General features: G+C 67.2%; 23 protein-coding genes. 3 read left to right on the top strand and 20 right to left on the bottom strand.

Annotated features, from left to right (window positions below; all coding sequences use genetic code 11):
• The first annotated feature begins 113 nt into the window (after nucleotides 1-113).
• The gene (locus RZE79_RS05510) at nucleotides 114-1421 is read left to right on the top strand and encodes a dicarboxylate/amino acid:cation symporter (protein WP_153280441.1); all 1308 of its coding nucleotides are present in this window, start codon (nucleotides 114-116) and stop codon (nucleotides 1419-1421) included.
• 11 nt (nucleotides 1422-1432) lie between these two features.
• Entirely contained in the window at nucleotides 1433-2335 is a 903-nt protein-coding gene (locus RZE79_RS05505; protein ID WP_319359341.1) for an amino acid ABC transporter substrate-binding protein, read from the top strand.
• Between the two features lie 38 nt (nucleotides 2336-2373).
• Here RZE79_RS05505 and RZE79_RS05500 read toward each other — a convergent pair whose 3' ends face one another.
• Complete coding sequence (locus RZE79_RS05500) at nucleotides 2374-3312, bottom strand: LysR family transcriptional regulator (RefSeq protein WP_319359340.1); 939 nt, start codon at nucleotides 3310-3312, stop codon at nucleotides 2374-2376.
• 112 nt (nucleotides 3313-3424) lie between these two features.
• Here RZE79_RS05500 and RZE79_RS05495 point away from each other — a divergent pair, with 112 nt between their 5' ends.
• Nucleotides 3425-4642 carry an MFS transporter gene (locus RZE79_RS05495; protein ID WP_319359339.1) on the top strand — a complete coding sequence of 406 codons (1218 nt, stop codon included), beginning with the start codon at nucleotides 3425-3427 and terminating at the stop codon, nucleotides 4640-4642.
• A gap of 71 nt (nucleotides 4643-4713) precedes the next feature.
• On the opposite strand, the gene hisA is transcribed toward RZE79_RS05495, so the two are convergent.
• The 19 genes from hisA to RZE79_RS05400 form a co-directional block, all read right to left on the bottom strand.
• Nucleotides 4714-5457 (bottom strand): 1-(5-phosphoribosyl)-5-[(5-phosphoribosylamino)methylideneamino]imidazole-4-carboxamide isomerase, encoded by a 744-nt coding sequence (gene hisA, locus RZE79_RS05490; protein WP_319359338.1) that lies wholly within the window; start codon nucleotides 5455-5457, stop codon nucleotides 4714-4716.
• A 63-nt stretch (nucleotides 5458-5520) separates the two neighbouring features.
• Nucleotides 5521-6180 (bottom strand): imidazole glycerol phosphate synthase subunit HisH, encoded by a 660-nt coding sequence (gene hisH / locus RZE79_RS05485; protein ID WP_319359337.1) that lies wholly within the window; start codon nucleotides 6178-6180, stop codon nucleotides 5521-5523.
• 19 nt (nucleotides 6181-6199) lie between these two features.
• Nucleotides 6200-6817 carry an imidazoleglycerol-phosphate dehydratase HisB gene (gene hisB, locus RZE79_RS05480; RefSeq protein ID WP_056572744.1) on the bottom strand — a complete coding sequence of 206 codons (618 nt, stop codon included), beginning with the start codon at nucleotides 6815-6817 and terminating at the stop codon, nucleotides 6200-6202.
• On the bottom strand, nucleotides 6814-7929 hold the full coding sequence (gene hisC / locus RZE79_RS05475; protein WP_319359336.1) for a histidinol-phosphate transaminase: 1116 nt from the start codon (nucleotides 7927-7929) through the stop codon (nucleotides 6814-6816). Before hisC ends, hisB begins: the two co-directional genes overlap by 4 nt.
• On the bottom strand, nucleotides 7926-8297 hold the full coding sequence (locus RZE79_RS05470; RefSeq protein WP_101491001.1) for a hypothetical protein: 372 nt from the start codon (nucleotides 8295-8297) through the stop codon (nucleotides 7926-7928). Before RZE79_RS05470 ends, hisC begins: the two co-directional genes overlap by 4 nt.
• Before the next feature lie 11 nt (nucleotides 8298-8308).
• Complete coding sequence (locus RZE79_RS05465) at nucleotides 8309-9136, bottom strand: hypothetical protein (RefSeq protein ID WP_319359335.1); 828 nt, start codon at nucleotides 9134-9136, stop codon at nucleotides 8309-8311.
• 37 nt (nucleotides 9137-9173) lie between these two features.
• Complete coding sequence (gene hisD / locus RZE79_RS05460) at nucleotides 9174-10496, bottom strand: histidinol dehydrogenase (RefSeq protein ID WP_319359334.1); 1323 nt, start codon at nucleotides 10494-10496, stop codon at nucleotides 9174-9176.
• Between the two features lie 11 nt (nucleotides 10497-10507).
• The gene (gene hisG, locus RZE79_RS05455; protein WP_099795302.1) at nucleotides 10508-11149 is read right to left on the bottom strand and encodes an ATP phosphoribosyltransferase; all 642 of its coding nucleotides are present in this window, start codon (nucleotides 11147-11149) and stop codon (nucleotides 10508-10510) included.
• Complete coding sequence (gene murA, locus RZE79_RS05450) at nucleotides 11146-12435, bottom strand: UDP-N-acetylglucosamine 1-carboxyvinyltransferase (RefSeq protein ID WP_319359333.1); 1290 nt, start codon at nucleotides 12433-12435, stop codon at nucleotides 11146-11148. The genes hisG and murA overlap by 4 nt, the downstream gene beginning before the upstream one ends.
• A 42-nt stretch (nucleotides 12436-12477) precedes the next feature.
• The gene (locus RZE79_RS05445) at nucleotides 12478-12720 is read right to left on the bottom strand and encodes a BolA family protein (RefSeq protein WP_056572757.1); all 243 of its coding nucleotides are present in this window, start codon (nucleotides 12718-12720) and stop codon (nucleotides 12478-12480) included.
• Between the two features lie 19 nt (nucleotides 12721-12739).
• Nucleotides 12740-13504 carry an ABC transporter permease gene (locus RZE79_RS05440; RefSeq protein ID WP_319359332.1) on the bottom strand — a complete coding sequence of 255 codons (765 nt, stop codon included), beginning with the start codon at nucleotides 13502-13504 and terminating at the stop codon, nucleotides 12740-12742.
• Nucleotides 13505-13586: 82 nt separating this feature from the next.
• On the bottom strand, nucleotides 13587-14534 hold the full coding sequence (locus tag RZE79_RS05435; protein ID WP_056572761.1) for an ABC transporter ATP-binding protein: 948 nt from the start codon (nucleotides 14532-14534) through the stop codon (nucleotides 13587-13589).
• Nucleotides 14535-14567: 33 nt separating this feature from the next.
• On the bottom strand, nucleotides 14568-14843 hold the full coding sequence (locus RZE79_RS05430) for a lipid asymmetry maintenance protein MlaB (protein WP_099795298.1): 276 nt from the start codon (nucleotides 14841-14843) through the stop codon (nucleotides 14568-14570).
• A 12-nt stretch (nucleotides 14844-14855) separates the two neighbouring features.
• Complete coding sequence (locus RZE79_RS05425; protein WP_319359331.1) at nucleotides 14856-15518, bottom strand: ABC transporter substrate-binding protein; 663 nt, start codon at nucleotides 15516-15518, stop codon at nucleotides 14856-14858.
• Nucleotides 15519-15680: 162 nt separating this feature from the next.
• Entirely contained in the window at nucleotides 15681-16430 is a 750-nt protein-coding gene (locus tag RZE79_RS05420) for a VacJ family lipoprotein (protein ID WP_319359330.1), read from the bottom strand.
• Nucleotides 16427-16915: an outer membrane lipid asymmetry maintenance protein MlaD gene (gene mlaD / locus RZE79_RS05415; RefSeq protein ID WP_153280456.1), complete on the bottom strand. Its 489-nt coding sequence runs from the start codon at nucleotides 16913-16915 to the stop codon at nucleotides 16427-16429. The genes RZE79_RS05420 and mlaD overlap by 4 nt, the downstream gene beginning before the upstream one ends.
• A gap of 41 nt (nucleotides 16916-16956) precedes the next feature.
• Complete coding sequence (gene mlaE, locus RZE79_RS05410) at nucleotides 16957-17739, bottom strand: lipid asymmetry maintenance ABC transporter permease subunit MlaE (protein ID WP_101491009.1); 783 nt, start codon at nucleotides 17737-17739, stop codon at nucleotides 16957-16959.
• On the bottom strand, nucleotides 17736-18599 hold the full coding sequence (locus tag RZE79_RS05405) for an ABC transporter ATP-binding protein (protein WP_319359329.1): 864 nt from the start codon (nucleotides 18597-18599) through the stop codon (nucleotides 17736-17738). Before RZE79_RS05405 ends, mlaE begins: the two co-directional genes overlap by 4 nt.
• 65 nt (nucleotides 18600-18664) lie before the next feature.
• The gene (locus RZE79_RS05400; protein ID WP_319359328.1) at nucleotides 18665-20143 is read right to left on the bottom strand and encodes a glutamate synthase subunit beta; all 1479 of its coding nucleotides are present in this window, start codon (nucleotides 20141-20143) and stop codon (nucleotides 18665-18667) included.
• Nucleotides 20144-20162: the final 19 nt, after the last annotated feature.

Genomic DNA, 20162 nt, shown 5'->3' with positions numbered 1-20162 from the left:
GCCGCATCCTGACAGCGGGCCATTGCGTGCCTGCGCCTTTCTTGGATACCCTGTGCCGGGTCGGTCCCGTGCACTCGAAAAGAACCACTCTCACACGACTCAAGGGGATACGCATGAAGAAAAAGCTGCCGATGGCCGCCTGGATCCTGATGGCCATGGTGCTCGGCATCATCGTTGGCTACATGATCTTCACGAGCTTTCCTGACAAGAAGGCCGCCAAGGAGGTCGCCGACTACGTCTCCATCATCTCCGACGTCTTCCTGCGCCTCATCAAGATGCTGATCGGCCCGCTGGTGTTCTCCACGCTGGTGGTGGGCATCGCGCACATGGGCGACGCCAAGTCGGTCGGCCGCGTGTTCGGCAAGGCGATCGGCTGGTTCCTCACCGCCTCGCTGATCTCGCTGGTGATCGGCCTGGTCATGGCCAACGTGCTCAAGCCCGGCGAGAACCTGGGCCTGCCGCTGCCCGACATCGGCGCCTCGGCCAACCTGGCGACCAACAAGTTCACCTTCAAGGACTTCGTGAGTCACACGGTGCCCAAGTCGTTCGCGGAGGCGATGGCCAACAACGAGATCCTGCAGATCGTGGTGTTCTCGATGTTCTTCGGCGTGGCGCTGGCCTCGCTCGGCGACAAGGCCAAGACGCTGGTGGCCGCCATCGAGGAGCTGTCGCACGCGATGCTCAAGATCACGGGCTACGTCATGAAGCTCGCGCCGCTGGCGGTGCTGGCCGCCATGGCCGCCACCGTGGCGGTGAACGGACTGGGCATCCTCATCAAGTTCGCCGTGTTCATGCGCGACTTCTACCTGGGCCTGTTCGTGCTGTGGGGCGTGCTCATCATGGCCGGCCTGCTGTTCCTCGGGCCGCGCGTGTTCAAGCTGCTGGTGCTCATCAAGGAAGCCTTCCTGCTCTCGTTCGCCACCGCAAGCTCCGAGGCCGCGTACCCGAAGATCCTGCAGGCGCTCGACCGTTTCGGCGTGAAGCGCAAGATCTCCAGCTTCGTGATGCCGATGGGCTACTCGTTCAACCTCGACGGCTCGATGATGTACTGCACTTTCGCCGTGCTGTTCATCGCGCAGGCCTACGACATCCACATGCCGATCAGCACGCAGATCACGATGCTGCTGATCCTGATGCTCACGTCCAAGGGCATGGCCGGCGTGCCGCGCGCGTCGCTGGTGGTGATTGCCGCCACGCTGAACCACTTCGACATTCCCGAGGCCGGCCTGCTGCTGATTTTGGGCGTCGACACCTTCCTGGACATGGGCCGCTCGGCCACCAACGCGGTGGGCAATTCCATCGCCACGGCCGTGGTGGCGAAGTGGGAGGGCGAGCTGCTGTCCGAGAGCGACGCCGAGGTCAACGCCAAGGCGCTCGACGAGGAAGCCGCGGCCACCCTCGCCCACCCGGCGCACGCGTGAGGCACGCGGCCATGCAACGCCCTGCCCGCCTGCTCGCCGCCTGGCTCCTGTCGCTGCTGGCAGTCGCAGCGCAGGGCCAGGAGCAGGCGCCCACCGTGCTCAGCGGCACGCTGGCGAAGGTGCGCGAGAGCGGCACCATCGCCATCGGTTACCGCGAGGCCTCGGTGCCTTTCTCGTACCTCAATGCGCGCAAGGAGCCGATCGGCTATTCCATCGAGCTGTGCCGCGCACTGGTCACCGCCATCGAGGACACGGTCAACAAGAGCCTCACGATCCAGTGGGTGCCCGTGACGTCCGACTCGCGCATCGACGCGGTCGTGAGCGGCCAGGTCGACCTCGAGTGCGGCTCCACCACCAGCAACCTCGAGCGCCAGAAGCGCGTGGCTTTCTCGCCGACGATGTTCGTCTCGGGCACCAAGGTGCTGGTGAAGAAGGGCGCGCCGATCCGGTCGTTCCGCGATTTGGCCGGCAAGAAGGTGGCCGTGACGGCCGGCACCACCAACGAGAAGACGCTGCGCGACCTGTCGCAGAAGTTCAAGCTCAACATCGACCTGAAGGTGGCGCGCGACCATGCTGAGTCGTTCGCGCTCGTGAAGGACGGCCAGGCCGACGCCTTCGCCACCGACGACGTGCTGCTCTACGGCCTGATCGCCCGCGACGCCGCCAAGGCGCAGTACGAGGTGGTGGGCGACTTTCTCTCCTATGACCCCTACGCCGTCATGTACCGCAAGGGCGACGCGCAGCTCAACAAGGTGGTGATCGACACCTTCCAGGTGCTGGCGGAAGACGGCGAGATCCACCGGCAGTACAAGCGCTGGTTCATGCGCAAGCTGCCCTCGGGCGAAAGCCTGAACCTGCCGATGAGCGCGCAGCTGGAAACGATCATCCAGACGATGGCGGTGAAGGCCGAGTAGGTCGACCGCTACCGCAGGGCCGCCAGCGCTCAACTCGTTCAGGCCGCTCCCGCCTCCCAGGCCCGGCCCATCGGGTCGGCCAATGCAAGCCGCATCGTCTCGATGAAACGGCGCAGGCGCGCGGGCTGGAAGCGCGCATGCGGATAGACCAGGTACACGGGCAGCGGCGCCACCTGCCATTGCGGCACGAGCTGCACCAGCCGTCCCGAATCGATGTCGGCCTTCAGCAGCCAGGTCGAACCGAGGCAGGCGCCCAGGCCCAGGCGGGCCGCGCTTTGCAGCGCATAGAGGCTGTCGGTGCTCATGCGCGGGCAGATCGGCACGTGCGCGGTTTCGCCGCTCGGCCGGTGCGTGAGCAGCACCTCGTTGCGATAGAAGGTGCGCAGCGCGAGCCACGGCAGCTCGGCGAGTTCGGCCGCGTGCGTGGGCGGCGTGCGGCCTTCGAGCACCGACGGCGCGGCCACCACGAGGCGCGGCACCTCCGAGAGCTTGACCGCCACGGCCATGGGGTCGGTCACCTCGCCCACCTGGATCGCGCAGTCGACGCCTTCGGCGATGAAATCGGGCCGCCGGTCGTGCAGCAGCCATTCGACCGACACGCGCGGGTAGGCGCGCAGGTAGCCGGCCAGCGGACCGACCAGCAGCGCCTGGCCCAGCGCATGCGGCGCCACCACGCGCAGCGTGCCCTCGGGCTCGTCGCCCACGCCGCGCAGGTCGGCCTCGAAGGCGTGCCAGTCGGCAATCAGCTCCTTGGCGCGCTCGTAGCAGCGCTCGCCGTCCTCGGTGAGCTTCATGGCGTGCGTGGAGCGGCGCAGCAGCCGCACGCCCAGCGAGCGCTCCAGCGCCTGCAAGCGGCGGCTCACGGTGGGCTGGGTCGCGCCCATCTGCAGCGCGGCCGCCGACAGGCTTCCGGCCTCGACGATGTGGACAAAGGTCTGCATCAGTTCGATGCGATCGACGGCGGGTGAAACGGGCATGGCTTTGCTTTATGCATTCAGCGTATAGACATTGTGCGGCCGCCGAGACTACCAAGCCAAGCTCTCAAAGGGCACATTTCATCCTTTGCTTCGATATTCAAGGGTTAACGCCATGTCTTCCATTCAAAGTGCGCATGCATCGGTCGCAGCGCAGGGCCCCGATCTGCCGGCCTCGCTGGTGCTGCTGCTGGCCACCGGCGCGGGGCTGTCGGTGGCGTCGCTCTACTACGTGCAGCCGATGCTCGGCGTGCTGGGCGCCGACATCGGCGCGTCCACCCGCGCCGTGGGCTTCATTCCCACGCTCACGCTGCTGGGCTATGCGCTGGGCATCCTGCTGCTAGCGCCGCTGGGCGACCGCTTCGACCGGCGCCGCATCGTGCTGATCAAGGCGGCGGCGTTGTGCGCCGCGCTGCTGGTGGCCGGCGCCGCGCCGTCGATCGGCGTGCTGCTCGCGGCCAGCCTGGCGATCGGGCTGGCGGCCACCATGGCGCAGGACATCGTGCCCGCCGCCGCCACGCTGGCGCCCGACGCCACGCGCGGCAAGACGGTCGGCACGGTGATGACGGGGCTGCTGCTGGGCATCCTGCTGTCGCGCGTGGTGAGCGGCTTCGTGGCCGAGCACTTCGGCTGGCGCGCGATGTTCATCGCGGCGGCGGCCAGCATCGCACTCATCGGCGCCGCCGCTTGGCGCGGGCTGCCGCGCTTCCGGCCGACCACGCACCTGGCCTACGCCGCGCTGCTCGGTTCGCTGGGCACCCTGTGGTCGCGCCACGGCACGCTGCGCCGCGCGGCGCTGGCCCAGGGGCTGCTGGCGGTGGGGTTCAGCGCGTTCTGGTCGACGCTCGCGGTGATGCTGCACGGCGCGCCCTTCCACCTGGGCAGCGCGGCGGCCGGCGCCTTTGGCTTGGCCGGCGCAGCGGGCGCGCTGGCAGCACCGCTGGCCGGGAGGCTCGCCGACCGGCGCGGACCGGAGCTGGTGACGCGCCTGGGCGCCGGACTTGCAGTGGTGTCATTCGCAGCCATGGGACTGGCGTCGCTGATGGCACCGCATGCACAGCTCTGGCTGCTGGCGCTGGCCGCAATCGGCTTCGATCTGGGCATGCAGGCGACGCTGATCGCGCACCAAACCATCGTCTACGGCATTGAGCCCGGTGCGCGCAGCCGACTGAATGCGGTGCTGTTCACCAGCATGTTCATCGGCATGGCGGCGGGGTCAGCGCTGGGTGCGCTGGCGCTTTCCGAATGGGGCTGGGCTGGCGTGACTGCGCTGGCGACCGCTACGGCTGCCGCCGCGCTGGCGGTTCGCCTCTGGCCGCGCAAGGCGGCGTAGTCTCAAGAATCGAAGGCAATTCACCCCTCGCCAGTCCGGTGCATCCGGGCTGGCGCAGAGGCAGAAAGGCGTCAGGCGCCGGCCAACACGTCCGCGCGCGCCTGGGCGGCGGCGAAGTCGAGGTCGCCCGAGTAGATGGCGCGGCCGCAGATCACGCCCTCGACGCCCTCGGATTCGACCGCGCAGAGCTGGTCGATGTCGGCCATGTTCGACAGGCCGCCCGAAGCGATCACCGGAATGGTCAGCGCCTGCGCGAGCTTGACGGTGGCGTCGATGTTGATGCCCGAGAGCATGCCGTCGCGGCCGATGTCGGTGTAGATGATCGATTCGACGCCGTAGTCCTCGAACTTCTTGCCCAGGTCGGCCACCTCATGGCCTGTGAGCTTGCTCCAGCCGTCGGTGGCGACCTTGCCGTCCTTGGCATCGAGCCCCACGATGATGTGGCCGCCAAAGGCCACGCAGGCGTCCTTCAGAAAGCCGGGGTTCTTGACCGCGGCGGTGCCGATGATCACGTAGCGCAGGCCGTCGTCGATGTAGCGCTCGATGGTGTCCAGGTCGCGGATGCCGCCGCCGAGCTGCACGGGGATGTCGTCGCCGACTTCCTTCAGGATCGCCTTGATGGCCGCGTGGTTCTGCGGCTTGCCGGCAAAGGCGCCATTCAGGTCGACCAGATGCAGCCGGCGCGCGCCGGCCTCGACCCACTTGCGGGCCATGGCGGCGGGGTCTTCGCTGAAGACCGTGGATTGGTCCATGTCGCCCTGCTTGAGGCGAACACAGTGGCCGTCTTTGAGATCAATGGCGGGAATGAGGAGCATGGAAGTGGCGCGAGTGTGCGAAAGCCGGGCTGTGGAGGGTTCGGCCCGGTCGGGAAAAAAGGTTCAGGGATTCCAGTGGAGGAAGTTGCGATACAGCTGCAGCCCATGGTCCGCACTCTTCTCCGGGTGGAACTGGGTGGCAAAAATGTTATCGCGTGCGATGGCTGCGGTAAAGCATGCCCCGTAGTCCGCCTCGCCCACGCTGTGCCGGGCATCGGCCGGGCGCGCGTAGAAGCTGTGCACGAAATAGAAGTAGCTCTGGTCGGGAATGCCCGCCCACACCGCGTGCGGCTGGGCCTGGTGCACCTGGTTCCAGCCCATCTGCGGCACCTTGAAGCGGCTGCCGTCGGGCTGCAGGCGACCGGCCAGGTCGAACTTGATGACCTCGCCGGGAATGAGCCCCAGGCCGTCGGTCGGGCCTTCGTCGCTGCGCGACAGCAGCATCTGCATGCCCACGCACACGCCGAAGAGCGGCTTGTTGGCGGCGGCTTCGAGCACCGACTCCTGCAGGCCCGAATCGCGCAGCTCGCGCATGCAGTCGGGCATGGCGCCCTGCCCCGGCAGCACCACGCGGGTGGCCTTGCGGACCACGTCGGGGTCGGAAGTGACGAACACCTCCACGCCCACCTGGTCGGCCGCATGGCGCACGGCCTGCGACACGGAGTGCAGGTTGCCCATGCCGTAGTCGACAACGGCGACGGAATTGGCTGCTACAGATTTCATAGCTGTTCGCGAACGGAGGTCAGAGCGAGCCTTTGGTCGAGGGAATGACGCCGACGGAGCGCGGATCGAGCTCCAGCGCGCCGCGCATGGCACGGGCAAAGGCCTTGAACACGGTCTCGCACTGGTGGTGCGCGTTCACGCCCTTCAGGTTGTCGATGTGCAGCGTGACGAAGGCGTGGTTCACGAAGCCCTGAAAGAACTCGTAGGTGAGCTGGCTGTCGAAGGTGCCGATCATCCCGCTGGTGAAGGGCACGTGCATCACGAGGCCCGGGCGGCCCGAGAAGTCGATGACGACACGGCTCAGCGCTTCGTCCAGCGGCACGTAGGCATGGCCGTAGCGGCGAATGCCCTTCTTGTCGCCGATGGCCTGGGCCACGGCCTGGCCGAGCGTGATGCCCACGTCTTCCACCGTGTGGTGGCCGTCGATGTGCAGGTCGCCCTCGCAGTCGATGTCCAGGTCGATCAGCCCGTGGCGGGCGATCTGGTCGAGCATGTGGTCGAAAAAGCCGATGCCCGTGGAGAGCTTGGCCTTGCCGGTGCCGTCGAGGTTGACGCTGACCGTGATCTTCGTCTCGGCGGTGTTGCGGGAGACCGTCGCGATGCGATCGGTGCTGCCCGGGGTCGTGGGGGTGGTCATAGTGAGGCTTCGAGCGCCGCCAGCATCTGCGCGTTCTCGTCGGCCGTTCCGACGGTGAGGCGCAGGCAGTTGGCGAGCAGTTCATGCATTTTAGAAACGTTCTTCACCAGCACCCCGCGGGCCTTCATGCCCTCGAAGGTACGGGTGGCATCGGGCACGCGCAGCAGGATCATGTTGGCGTCGCTGGGCCAGGTCTTCACGCCCGGCAACCGGGCGAGCGCGGCCATCAGCTGGTCACGCGCTTCGCGGATCTGGCGCGCCTGGGCCTCGAACACCGCGGCGTGCTCCAGCGCGAACAGCGCGGCTTCGCAGTTGAGCACGCTGATGTTGTAGGGCGGGCGCACCTTGTCGATCTCGGCGACCAGCGCGGCGGGGCCCATGAGGTAGCCCAGGCGGATGCCGGCCAGGCCGAACTTGCTCAGGGTGCGCATCAGCAGCACGTGGCGATGCTGAGCCAGCCGGTCGATGTAGCTGCGGGCGGCAAAGGGCTGGTAGGCCTCGTCGATCACCACCAGGCCGCCCTGCGCGCCCTGGGCCAGCACGATCTTCTCGATGACGGCGTCGTCCCAGAGGTTGGCGGTCGGGTTGTTCGGGTAGGCGAGGTAGACGATGGCCGGCTTCTCGCGCGCGATGGCGGCCAGCATGGTGGCCTCGTCGAGTTCGAAATCGGCCGTGAGCGGCACGCCGACGAAGCGCAGGCCCTGCAACTGGGCGCTCATGGCGTACATGACGAAGCCGGGCACGGGCGCGAGCACGGCGGCGCCGGGCTGGTCGCAGGCGATGCCGAGCAGCGAGATGAGTTCGTCCGAGCCGTTGCCCAGCATCAGCCCGAAGCCTTCGGGCAGGCCCGCGTGGGCGGCCAGCGCGCGCTGCAGGTCGGCGCCGCGGTCGCCGGGGTAGCGGTTGAGCGCCAGCGCGCCCAGCCGCGCGCCCAGTTCGGTCTGCAGCGCGGGCGGCAGGCCGTAGGGGTTCTCCATCGCGTCGAGCTTGAGGAAGCCGCGCGCGTCCTGCACCGCATAGGCGTGCATGGCGCGCACGTCGGCGCGGATGCGGTCGAGCGGCAGGCGGGTGTCCGAAGCGGAGGTGGAAGCGGAAGAGTCGGAAACGGTCATCGGGTGCAGCGGTAGCTGTTGCGGAGGGCGCCGGCCATGACCAGTTGCACGGGCATGTCGGCTTCATAGCTGTCGGCGTGGCGGCTCAGCTCGGTCTGGTAGAGCGAGCGGGCCATCGCGGGTTCGAGGCGGCGGCCCTCGACGCAGAACGGCGGCAGCTGGCCGTTGCGCTGCGACGATTCGACGCCTTCGCGCAGGCCTTCGAGCACGCCGACGAGGTAGTAGCTGGCGTAGGCCTTGCCGTCTTTTTCACCGGCTTCGAGCGTGCGCAGTTCGCGGATGCTCATGGCCTGCGCACCCGCGCCGGCCGCCAGTGCGAGCAGCAGCGCCGACAGGCGCGGCAACAGCAGGACGGCGGCGCGTTGCATGGCCTCGCTGCTTACTTGCGGTAGCGCGGCGCCGGGGCGTACGCGCCGTCGGCCGGGAAGGCGCTGGGCTGTGACGGCGAGGCATCGCGGCGCGTGCGGCGCGGCACATTCGGCTCTTCGAGCTCGAACAGCGCGGCGCCGATCACGCCGATGTTGCGCACGTCGCCAGCCTCGGTGTTCGCGGCGTAGGCGCGGCCCGGCGTGGCGAAGCGGAAGGCGGCTACTTCGCTCTGGCTCTTGCGGAAGCCCTCGATGTTCAGGGTCTGCTGCGGGCGCAGCACGTAGCCGCCGTTGCGCAGGCTGCCGGGCTTGCCGTTGAGCACGTCCAGGCCGTCGACCGTGGCGATCACCTCGTAGCTGCGGTCGCTGAGGTTGCGAAAGCGCAGCGTGTAGCGCGCACCTTCGACGCCGGCGAGGCGGAACATGTCATTGCCGCTGCGGCGTGCTCGCTGCAGCGGCAGCGGGCGGTCGTTCTCGTCGAGCACCGACCATTCGATGTCGCCCTGGGCCAGCTGCAGGTTGAGACGGCGCTCGGGGTTGCTGCCCGCATCGCGGCGCACACTGGCGGCGTCGTTGTAGCCGAGCGAGGCCACGTCGTCGGGCTGGTCGGACAGGCGCTTGGCAGCGACCGTGCGGGTCTTGGACTCGATGCCTTCGCCCCATTGCGTGCCGAGCTGCGCCGGTGCGGGTGCGGCCTTTGCCGCACTGGGCGTGGCGGTCATCGCAGCCGTTTCGGCGCGGTTCTGCGGCATCTGGGTGCAGGCGGCCAGCAAGGCGGCACCTGCGACGAGGCCGGTGGCGAACCGGAAAAATCGCGAACGATAGAGGCGTTGAATCATCTGGCGTGCTCCTCCCTGAAGCGGGGTTGTCTGAGCCTCAGATCTTACGCAGGCGCATGCGCGCGGCTTCGGCGTGCGCCTGCAGGCCCTCGCCCTCGGCCAGCGTGACGGCGATCGGGCCCAGCACCTGGGCGCCCGCTTCGCTCACCTCGATGAGGCTGGAGCGCTTCTGGAAGTCATACACGCCCAGCGGGCTCGAGAAGCGCGCGGTGCCGCTGGTCGGCAGCACGTGGTTCGGGCCGGCGCAGTAGTCGCCAAGGCTCTCGCTGGTAAAGGCGCCCAGGAAGATCGCACCGGCGTGGCGCAGCAACGGCTCCCAGCGGCCCGGTTCGCTGCTGCTCACTTCCAGGTGTTCGGGGGCGATGCGGTTGCTGATCTCGCAGGCCTCTTCCATGCTCTTCGTGTGGATCAGCGCGCCGCGGCCGTTGAGCGAGGCGGCGATGATCTCGGCGCGCGGCATGGTCGGCAGCAGGCGGTCGATCTCGGCCTGCACACGGTCGATGTAGGCGGCGTCGGGGCACAGCAGGATGCTCTGGGCCAGCTCGTCGTGCTCGGCCTGGCTGAACAGGTCCATGGCCACCCAGTCGGGCGGCGTGGAGCCGTCGGCCAGCACCAGGATTTCGCTCGGGCCCGCGATCATGTCGATGCCTACGGTGCCGAACACGCGGCGCTTGGCGGCCGCCACGTAGGCGTTGCCGGGGCCGGTGATCTTGTCGACAGCAGGCACGGTGGCGGTGCCGTAGGCCAGCGCGGCCACGGCCTGCGCACCGCCGATGGTGAAAGCGCGGGTGACGCCTGCCACGTAGGCGGCGGCCAGCACGAGCTGGTTCTTCTCGCCGTTCGGCGTGGGCACGACCATGATGATCTCGCCCACACCCGCGACGTGCGCGGGAATGGCGTTCATCAGCACGCTCGACGGGTACGCGGCCTTGCCGCCCGGCACGTAGATGCCCACACGGTCGAGCGGCGTGACCTTCTGGCCGAGCAGGGTGCCGTCGGCGTCGCGGTAGCTCCAGCTTTCGCCCGACGCCTTCTTCTGTGCCTCGTGGTAGCTGCGCACGCGGCGCGCGGCGGCTTCGAGCGCGTCGCGCTGCACGGCGGGCAGCGCTTCGAAGGCGGCCTTCAGCTCGGCCTGCGTCAGCTCCAGCGCGGGCAGCGTCTTCGCGTCGAGCTTGTCGAAGCGGTTCGTGTACTCGAGCACCGCGTCGTCGCCGCGCTTGCGCACATCGGCGAGGATGTCGGCCACCACCTTCTCGATGGCCGCGTCGTCGTCCGCGGACCAATGCAGCCGCGCCTTGAATTCAGCGTCGAAGCTGGCTGAGTTCGTGGACAGTCGGGCGGGGGCTGCTTGCAGAGTCATGTGCGTGAGGTTCAGGCGGAGGGAATGGCTGACGCGAAGGCGTCGATGATGCGGCGGATGGGTTCGCGCTTGAGCTTGAGCGCGGCCTGGTTGACGACCAGCCGGGCGCTGATGTCCATGATGCGCTCCACCTCGACGAGGTGGTTGGCCTTGAGCGTGTTGCCGGTCGAGACCAGGTCGACGATGGCGTCGGCCAGGCCCGTGAGCGGCGCCAGCTCCATGCTGCCGTAGAGCTTGATCAGGTCGACGTGCACGCCCTTGCTGGCGAAGAAGTCGCGCGACAGGCCCACGTACTTGGTCGCCACGCGCAGGCGCGAGCCCTGCTTCACGGCCGAGGCGTAGTCGTAGTCGGCGCGCACGGCCACGCTGAGGCGGCAGGCCGCAATGCGCAGGTCCAGCGGCTGGTACATGCCCTGGTTGCCGTTTTCGAGCAGCACGTCGAGGCCGGTCACGCCCAGGTCGGCGCCGCCGTACTGCACGTAAGTCGGCACGTCGGAGGCGCGCACCAGCACCACGCGCACGTCGGGGCGGGTGGTTTCAAGGATGAGCTTGCGCGACTTCTCGGGGTCTTCGGTGACCTCGATGCCGGCAGCGGCCAGCAGGGGCATCGTCTCTTCGAAGATGCGGCCTTTGGAAAGAGCCAAAGTGATCATGCGGCGGCTCCCGTCAAGCGTTCAATGTCGGCACCAAGGCCGCGCAGTTTCGATTCCATGCGGTCATAGCCCCGATCGAGGTGATAGATGCGGTCGACCAGCGTCTCGCCGTCGGCCACGAGGCCGGCGATGACAAGGCTGGCGGAGGCGCGCAGATCGGTGGCCATCACGGTGGCGCCCGAGAGCTGTTGCACGCCCTCGACCATCGCGACCTTGCCTTCGACGTGGATGCGCGCGCCCAGCCGCACCATCTCGTTCACGTGCATGAAGCGGTTCTCGAAGATGGTCTCGGTGACCATCGAGGCGCCGCGCGCGATCACGTTCAGGGCCATGAACTGGGCCTGCATGTCGGTCGGGAAGCCGGGGTATTCGGTGGTGCTGAAGCTCTGCGCCTTCAGGTGGTCGTAGGCCGGGCCCTGCGAGCCGATGCGGATGCCATCGGGTTCGGTCACGACGGTGCAGCCGGCGTCGCGCAGCTTGTCGATCACGGCGTCGAGGTGGTCGCCGCGCGCGTGGCGCAGGAAGGCCTCGCCGCCCGTGGCCGCCACGGCGCACAGGAAGGTGCCGGCCTCGATGCGGTCGGCCACCACGGCGTGCTCGCAGCCGTGCAGCTTCTCGACGCCCTGGATGCGGATGTGGCTGGTGCCGTGGCCTTCGATCTTCGCGCCCATGCGGATCAGCATTTCGGCCAGGTCGATGATCTCGGGCTCTTGCGCGGCGTTCTCGAGCAGCGTCTCGCCCTCGGCCAGCGCCGCGGCCATGAGGAAGTTCTCGGTGCCGGTGACGGTGACCATGTCGGTCAGGATGCGTGCGCCCTTCAGCCGCGTGCGGCCCTCGGGCAGGCGCGCGACCATGTAGCCGTGCTCGACCAGGATCTCGGCGCCCATCGCCTGCAGGCCCTTGATGTGCTGGTCGACCGGCCGCGAGCCGATGGCGCAGCCACCCGGCAGCGACACCTTGGCGTGGCCGAAGCGCGCCAGCAGCGGGCCCAGCGCCAGCACCGAGGCGCGCATGGTCTTCACGAGTTCGTAGGGAGCCTCGGGATTGCCGAGTGCGCCGGCGTTCAGGCGCACGGTGCCGTTGTCGTCGGCCTCGGCCGTCACGCCCATGTTGCGCACCAGCTTGAGCATGGTCGACACGTCCTGCAGGCGCGGCACGTTGTGCAGCACCACGGGCTGGTCGGTCAGCAGCGCCGCGCACAGCTCGGGCAGCGCGGCGTTCTTGGCGCCGGAAATGAGCACTTCGCCGCGAAGCTCACGCCCGCCGCGAATCAGAAGTTTGTCCATCAAGGATCCAGCGAAATCAGGAGGCCCGCAGGGGCCGGAAAGTCATTTGTCCACTGCCGCCCATTCGGCCGGCGTGTAGGTCTTCATCGAGAGCGCATGCACCTCGTCGGTGTGCATTTTCGCACCGAGGGTGGCGTAGACCCGCTGGTGGCGCTGGATGGCGCGCTTGCCCTCGAACTCGGCCGAGACGATGGTCGCGTACCAATGTCGGCCGTCGCCCTCGAGCGTGATGTGCTCGCACGGCAGATGGGCAGCGATGATGGTCTGGAGTTCGTCAGCGGTCATGGGGTCTTGGAAGTCGCGGTCAGCCGCGGATTTTGTAGCCGATGCGCAGGAGGTGAACGGCAATCGCGCTCACCACCAGCCAGGCGGAACCGACGATGCCAAAGCTCAGCCAGGGCGAGGCATCGCTCACCCCGAAGAAGCCGTAGCGGAAGCCGTCGATCATGTAGAAGAAGGGGTTCAAATGGCTCACGCTCTGCCAGAACGGGGGCAGCGAACCGATCGAATAGAACACGCCCGACAGGAAGGTCATGGGCATGATCAGGAAGTTCTGGAACACTGCCATCTGGTCGAACTTTTCGGCCCAGAGCCCGGCGATCAGGCCCAGCGTGCCCAGCATGGCCGCGCCCAGCAACGCGAAGACCACGATCCAGACCGGCGCCACGAAACTCGGCACGGCGAAGAAGATGGTCACGGCGAACACGCCCACGCCCACCACCAGCCCGCGGATCACCGACGAGCCCACGTAGGCCAAGAACCAGCCCCAGTGCGACAGCGGCGTGAGCAGCACGAACACGAGGTTGCCCATGATCTTGCTCTGGATGATCGAGGACGAGCTGTTCGCGAACGCGTTCTGCAACACGCTCATCATCACGAGGCCGGGGATCAGGAAGGCGGTGTAGCCCACGGTGCCGTAGACCGTCACGCGGCCTTCGAGCACATGGCCGAACACCATGAGGTACAGCAGCGCGGTGAGCACCGGCGCACCGACAGTCTGGAAGCCGACCTTCCAGAAGCGCAGCGTTTCCTTGTACAGAAGCGCGCGCCACCCAGTGACGGCCATCATGAGACCCCCTTGCACGGCACTGCGTGTCCGTGCTTCCCCCCGAGGGGGAGCTTCGCTTGCTTGGGGCGGCCCGGCGCGGCGCTCATCGCGACACCTCCAGCGGCGTCTGCTCGCCCGCCATCAGGTCGATGAACACGTCTTCCAGGTCGGCCTTGCGCATTTCCACGTCTTCCACCGCGACGCCGGCTTCGCGGATCGCGGCCAGCAGTTGTTCGACTTCATGCGCGTTCTGCGCCGGCAGCTGCACGATCCGCCCGGTGATGCGCGCGTGCTGGGCGATGGCCCAGGGCAGCATCGCGTCGGTCTTGAAGCGCAGCACGTTGCTCGCGGCCGACTTCAGCAGCTCGCTCGTGCGGTCCAGCGCGATCACCTTGCCGAGCTTGAGCATCGCGATGCGGCTGCACAGCGCCTCGGCCTCTTCGAGGTAATGGGTGGTGAGCAGCACGGTGCTGCCCTGCTTGTTGAGCCGGGCCACGAACTGCCAGAGCGTCTGGCGCAGCTCGACGTCGACGCCGGCCGTGGGCTCGTCGAGCACGATGACGGGCGGCTTGTGCACCAGCGCCTGCGCCACCAGCACGCGGCGCTTCATGCCGCCCGAGAGCTGGCGCATGTTGGCGGTGGCCTTGTCGGCCAGGCCCAGGCTCTGCAGCAGCTCGTCGATCCAGGCTTCGTTGTTCTTGATGCCGAAGTAGCCCGACTGGATGCGCAGCGACTCGCGCACGTTGAAGAAGGGGTCGAACACCAGCTCCTGCGGCACGATGCCGAGCTGGCGCCGGGCTTCGGCGTAGTCGCGCTGCACGTCGAAGCCGTGCACGCTGATCGCGCCCGCCGTGGGCCGCGACAGGCCCGCGAGCATGCTGATGAGGGTGGTCTTGCCCGCGCCGTTGGGGCCGAGCAGGCCGAAGAACTCGCCCGGCTCGATCTGGAAGGAAACCTCGTCGACCGCACGCAGCCCTTGCTTGCCTTGGGCGCGTTGCTGACGGGAGGGAGGGTAGGTCTTGGAGACCGACTGGAATGAGATCGCGGGCATGGGAGCCCGCGATTTTACGGGGCCGTTACTTTTTCAGGGCGCGGCCGGCAAAAGGCCTGCAATGCCGTACAGGGCGGCCAGTTCGCGCAGGCGGGGAGAAAGGCCCTTGACGGAAAAGCTGCGGCCCAGCGCGCTCGATTCGCGCCGGCACTCGAGCAGCACCGCCAGTGCGGAGGAATCGAACTGCGCCAATGGCGTGGCATCGACCACGGTGGAGGTCGAGTCGGTCTGGCCCTTGAGCCCCTGCTGCAGCATGCGCATGCAGGCCGGAGCCTCGTCGTGGGTGAGCCGGGAGGGAAGGACCAGCATGGCGTGCGCCTGTCAGCCCTTGCCGTTGCCCTTGTTGCGCGCGGCCAGCGCGGCAATCAGGCCATCGATGCCGTTCTTGTTGATTTCCTGCGCGAACTGGGTGCGGTAGGTATCGACCAGCCAGACGCCCAGCACATTCAGGTTGTAGACCTTCCAGCCGGCGCCCTGCCCCGGCGTCTTTTCGAGCCGGTAGTCGAGCTGCACCGGATCGCCGCGGCCCTTGACCTCGGTGCGCACGAGCACGTCGGTGTCGGTGGGCGCGCCGCGGAATGGGCGGATGGTGACGGTCTGGTCGCTCACCTGGTCGAGCGCGCCGGCGTAGGTGCGCACCAGCAGGGTCTTGAATTCGTCCTGCAGGCGCTTTTGCTGCTCGGGCGTGGCCTGGCGCCAGGCCGGGCCGACGGCCGAGGCGGTCATGCGCTGGAAGTTGACGTTGGGCATGATCTTGCTGTCGACCAGCAGCATGATCTTGTTGATGTCACCGGCCTTGATCGACGAATCGGCCTTGATGGTCTCGAGCACGTCGGTCGACAGGCGCTTGACGAGCGCGTCGGGAGCCTCGTCTGCCGCGAATGCTGGCTGGTGCACGAAGGCGGCGGCGGCGCCGAACAGCAGCACGCCGGCCAATGCCAGGCGGCCCATGTCGCGTCGTTGCAGCAAGATCTTGTTGTTCATGGTGAGTCCCTCAGGTTAATTGTCTTCCCTGCACGGTGCAGCCAATGGCCCCGTGCTGAGACAGGAACGGTTTCGACAGGCCTCAGGCCGACCGGGTTCCTGAAGCGGAGGTGAAGCCTTGCAACCGGATGCAAGCAGGCTTCCCCCTCCGCCGCGCCGCCATCACTTGCCGGCGTTGTCGTCGTCCGGCGGATTGCCGTCGTAGACCTGGTTGCGGCGGCGCTGCAGGAACGCATCGCGCGTGAACGAATACTTGTCGAGCGCGGCTTCGCCGAGCAGGCGGGTCGCGCCCAGGTAACGCGAACGGGTGTCCACGACACGCAGGCCCGACAGCGAATTGCGCCAGGCGATGTCGTGGATGTGGCCCTGCGCGTCACCGTACATGTCGACCGGCCGGGCGATCGTGTCGCGCAGCGTGGAAGGGCCGAGCAGCGGCAGCACCACGTACGGACCGGCGCCCACGCCCCAGTAGCCCAGCGTCTGGCCGAAGTCTTCCTCGTGGCGCGGCAGGCGCGCCTCGGAGGCGACGTCGAGCAGGCCGCCCAGGCCGAAGAAGGTGTTGACGTTCAAGCGCATGAACGTCTCGGCGCTGTTCTGCAGCTTGAGCTGGGCCACGTTGTTGGCCAGGCTCCAGACGTCGCCGAGGTTGCTGAAGAAGTTGGTCACGCCCTGGCGCACCAGCGAAGGCACCACGTTCTGATACGCAGTGGCCACGGGCTCCAGCACGGCTTCGTCGACGGTGTCGTTGAAGCGCGTCATGCCGCGGTTGTACGGCTCGAAGGGGTCGGTCGGGCTCGCGCCGGATCCGGTGGCGCATCCGGCCACGAATGCGAAGCCCAGGGTTGCAGCGGCCCAACGGGCGGAATTAGCTACACTTTTGATAGCAGTCGACGAAAAAAGTCGTGTGGTCATTTCTTATTGGCTGTTCCCGGCCCCGTACTCCCGTCGGCGGCCTTGCTGTACAGGAACTGGCTGATCAGGTTCTCCAGCACCACGGCCGATTGGGTCGCAGTGATGGTGTCGCCGGCTTGCAGGTTCTTTTCCTCGGCGCCCGCCTCGATGCCGATGTACTGCTCGCCGAGCAGGCCACTGGTCAGGATCTTGAGCGAGCTGTCCTTGGGAAAACTGTAACGGTTTTGCAGCGCCAGCGTCACATCGGCCTGAAAGGCCTTGTCGTTGAACGCGATGGATTCCACACGACCGACCACAACGCCAGCGCTCTTGACCGCCGTCTGGGGCTTGAGCCCGCCGATGTTGTCGAAGCGCGCGGTGACCGTGTAGGTCTTCTGGAAGTTCAGGCTCAGCAGATTGGCCGACTGCAGTGCCAGGAACAGCAAGGCGGCGCCGCCGATCAGCACGAACAGGCCGACCCAGATGTCGTTGGTGGAACGTTGCATGGTTTGCACTCTCTGTCTAGAACGATGGGGCCGGGGCCCCTTTAGATACTGAACATCATGGCGGTGAGCAAGAAATCGAGCCCCAAGACCGCCAGCGACGCCATGACCACGGTCCGCGTGGTCGCGCGCGACACGCCTTCGGGCGTCGGTTGGGCCTCGAAGCCCTGCAGCAGCGCGATGAAGGTCACGGTGAAACCGAACACGATGCTCTTGATGACGCCGTTGCCAACGTCACGCCAGACATCGACACCGCCTTGCATCTGGCCCCAGAACGCGCCCGGGTCGACGCCCAGCATGATCACGCCCACGACGTAGCCGCCCATGATGCCGACCGCGCTGAACACGGCCGCCAGCAGCGGCATGGTGATGACGCCGGCCCAGAAGCGCGGCGCCAGGATGCGCTGCACCGGGTCGACCGCCATCATCTCCATGGCGCTCAACTGCTCGTTGGCCTTCATGAGGCCGATCTCGGCCGTCAGCGACGTGCCGGCCCGGCCGGTGAACAGCAGGGCCGCCACCACGGGACCGAGTTCGCGCACGAGACTCAGCGCGACCAGCAGGCCGAGCGCTTCGGACGAGCCGTAGCGCTGCAGCGCGTAGTACATCTGCAGCCCGAGCACGAAGCCCACGAACAGCCCCGACACGCCGATGATCGCGAGCGAGTAGTTGCCGAGGAAATGGATCTGGTCACGCACCAACCCGAAGCGACGCATGATCTGCGCGCCCGGGCCGAGCAGCCGCAGGAAGAGCTTGGCGCCGTGACCCATGCCAGCCAATTGGCTGCGCACGGCAAAGCCGACGTCGGCGGGCTTCCACCAACTCATGAGCGCCCCCCTTCCCTGTTCCCGAAATCGTCTTCGATGCTGACGCCCGGGTAGTGGAAGCGCACCGGCCCGTCGGGCAGTGCGTTGACGAACTGGTGCACCAGCGGATCGGCGCTTTCACGCACCTCTTCAGGCCGCCCCTGCGCGGCGATGCCGCCGTTGGCCAGGACGATCACGTGGTCGGCGATGCGGAAGGTTTCTTCGAGGTCGTGCGACACGATGATGCTGGTGAGGCCGAGCGCATCGTTGAGCTGGCGGATCAACCGCGCGGCCGTACCAAGCGAGATCGGATCGAGGCCCGCAAAGGGCTCGTCGTACATGACGAGGTCGGGGTCGAGTGCGATCGCACGGGCCAGCGCCACGCGCCGCGCCATGCCGCCTGAGATCTCGCTGGGCATCAGGTCGCGCGCACCGCGCAGGCCGACGGCATCGAGCTTCATGAGCACGATGTCGCGCACCAGTGCTTCCGACAGCTGCGTGTGCTCGCGCAGCGGGAAGGCCACGTTGTCGAACACGCTGATGTCGGTGAACAGCGCGCCGAACTGGAACAGCATGCCCATGCGGCGCCGCGCCGCATACAGCGTGGCGGCATTGAAGCGGCCGACGTCTTTGCCATCGAACAGCACTTCGCCGCGCTGTGCGCGTTGCTGGCCGCCGATCAGGCGCAGCACGGTGGTCTTGCCGCCACCCGACGCCCCCATCAGTGCCGTCACCTTGCCTCGCGGCACGGAAAACGACACGCCGTCGAGGATCGCGCGCGCGCCGTAGCCGAACGAGACATCGCGGAATTCGACGAAGGAGGAAGACGGTGGTGTGGCTGGGTCCATCACAATAAAAAAGCCGGGCGCCCTGAGAGGCATCCCGGCATGCGGTTTCCGCGGATGATAACGGGGCCGCGAACGGCACCGCTTCACTGAAACAAAAATCAGCGCGGTAAGTCGCTGAATCCCATCAAAAATTCGTCGACCGAGCGCGCAGCCTGCCGGCCTTCGCGAATTGCCCACACCACCAGTGACTGTCCGCGACGAATGTCACCTGCAGCAAATACCTTGGGCACATTTGTAGCGTAGCCGCCAATGAAGTCGACCGTGGCGCGCGCGTTGCCACGGGCGTCCTTCTCGACACCGAAGGCGTCGAGCACGGTGGCCACGGGGCTGATGAAGCCCATGGCGAGCAGCACGAGGTCGGCCTTGAGGATCTGCTCGCTGCCGGGCACTTCCTGCATCTTGCCGTTCTTCCATTCGACGCGCACGGTCTTCAGGCCAGTGACCTTGCCCTTTTCGCCGATGAACTCCTTGGTCGAGATGGCGAACTCGCGCTCGCAACCTTCTTCATGGCTGGAGCTGGTGCGCAGCTTGATCGGCCAGTAGGGCCAGGTCAGCGGACGGTTCTCTTCTTCGGGCGGCTGCGGCATCAGTTCGAACTGCGTGACGCTCACGGCGCCATGGCGGTTGCTGGTGCCCACGCAGTCGGAGCCGGTGTCGCCACCGCCGATCACGATCACATGCTTGCCTTCGGCGCGCAGCTGGCCCTTGACCTTGTCGCCCGCGTTGACGCGGTTCTGCTGCGGCAGGAACTCCATCGCGAAATGGATGCCGTCGAGGTCGCGGCCCGGCACGGGCAGGTCGCGCGATTGCTCGGCGCCACCGGTGAGCACCACGGCGTCGAAGTCTTTCTGCAGCTGCTCGGGCGTGATGGTTTCCTTGGCGAGGTTGGTCACCTTGGAGCCCTTGCCCAGCGGGTCTTTCGCGGCACCGACCATGACGCCGGTGCGGAAGGTCACGCCTTCGGCCTTCATCTGCTCGACGCGGCGATCGATGTGCGACTTCTCCATCTTGAAGTCAGGGATGCCGTAGCGCAGCAGGCCGCCGACACGGTCGTTCTTCTCGAACAACGTGACGTCGTGGCCTGCGCGCGCGAGCTGCTGCGCGGCGGCCATGCCGGCCGGGCCGGAGCCCACCACGGCGACCTTCTTGCCGGTCTTGTGCTTGGCAACGCGCGGTGCAACCCAGCCCTCGTCCCAGGCGCGGTCGATGATCGCGTGTTCCAGCGACTTGATGCCGACCGCGTCGTCGTTCACGTTGAGCACGCAGGCGGCTTCGCAAGGTGCGGGGCAGATGCGGCCGGTGAACTCGGGGAAGTTGTTGGTCGAGTCGAGCACCGCGAAGGCGTTTTGCCAGTCGTCGCGGTACACGAGGTCGTTGAAGTCCGGAATGATGTTGTTGACCGGGCAGCCGCTGTTGCAGAACGGCGTGCCGCAGTCCATGCAGCGTGCGCCCTGCACCTTGGCCTGGTCGGTGTTCAGGCCGACGACGAATTCCTTGTAGTGCTTGACGCGCTCTTCGACGGGCTTGTAGCCCTCTTCGACACGCTCATGCTCCATGAAGCCGGTGATTTTTCCCATCGTGCTGTCCTCTGTTCTT

The sequence above is a fragment of the Variovorax sp. EBFNA2 genome, assembly GCF_033802765.1.
GTDB lineage: Bacteria > Pseudomonadota > Gammaproteobacteria > Burkholderiales > Burkholderiaceae_C > Variovorax > Variovorax paradoxus_H.
The sequence above is the reverse complement of the archived record's forward strand: the minus strand, read 5'-3'. Positions and strand labels throughout refer to the sequence as shown.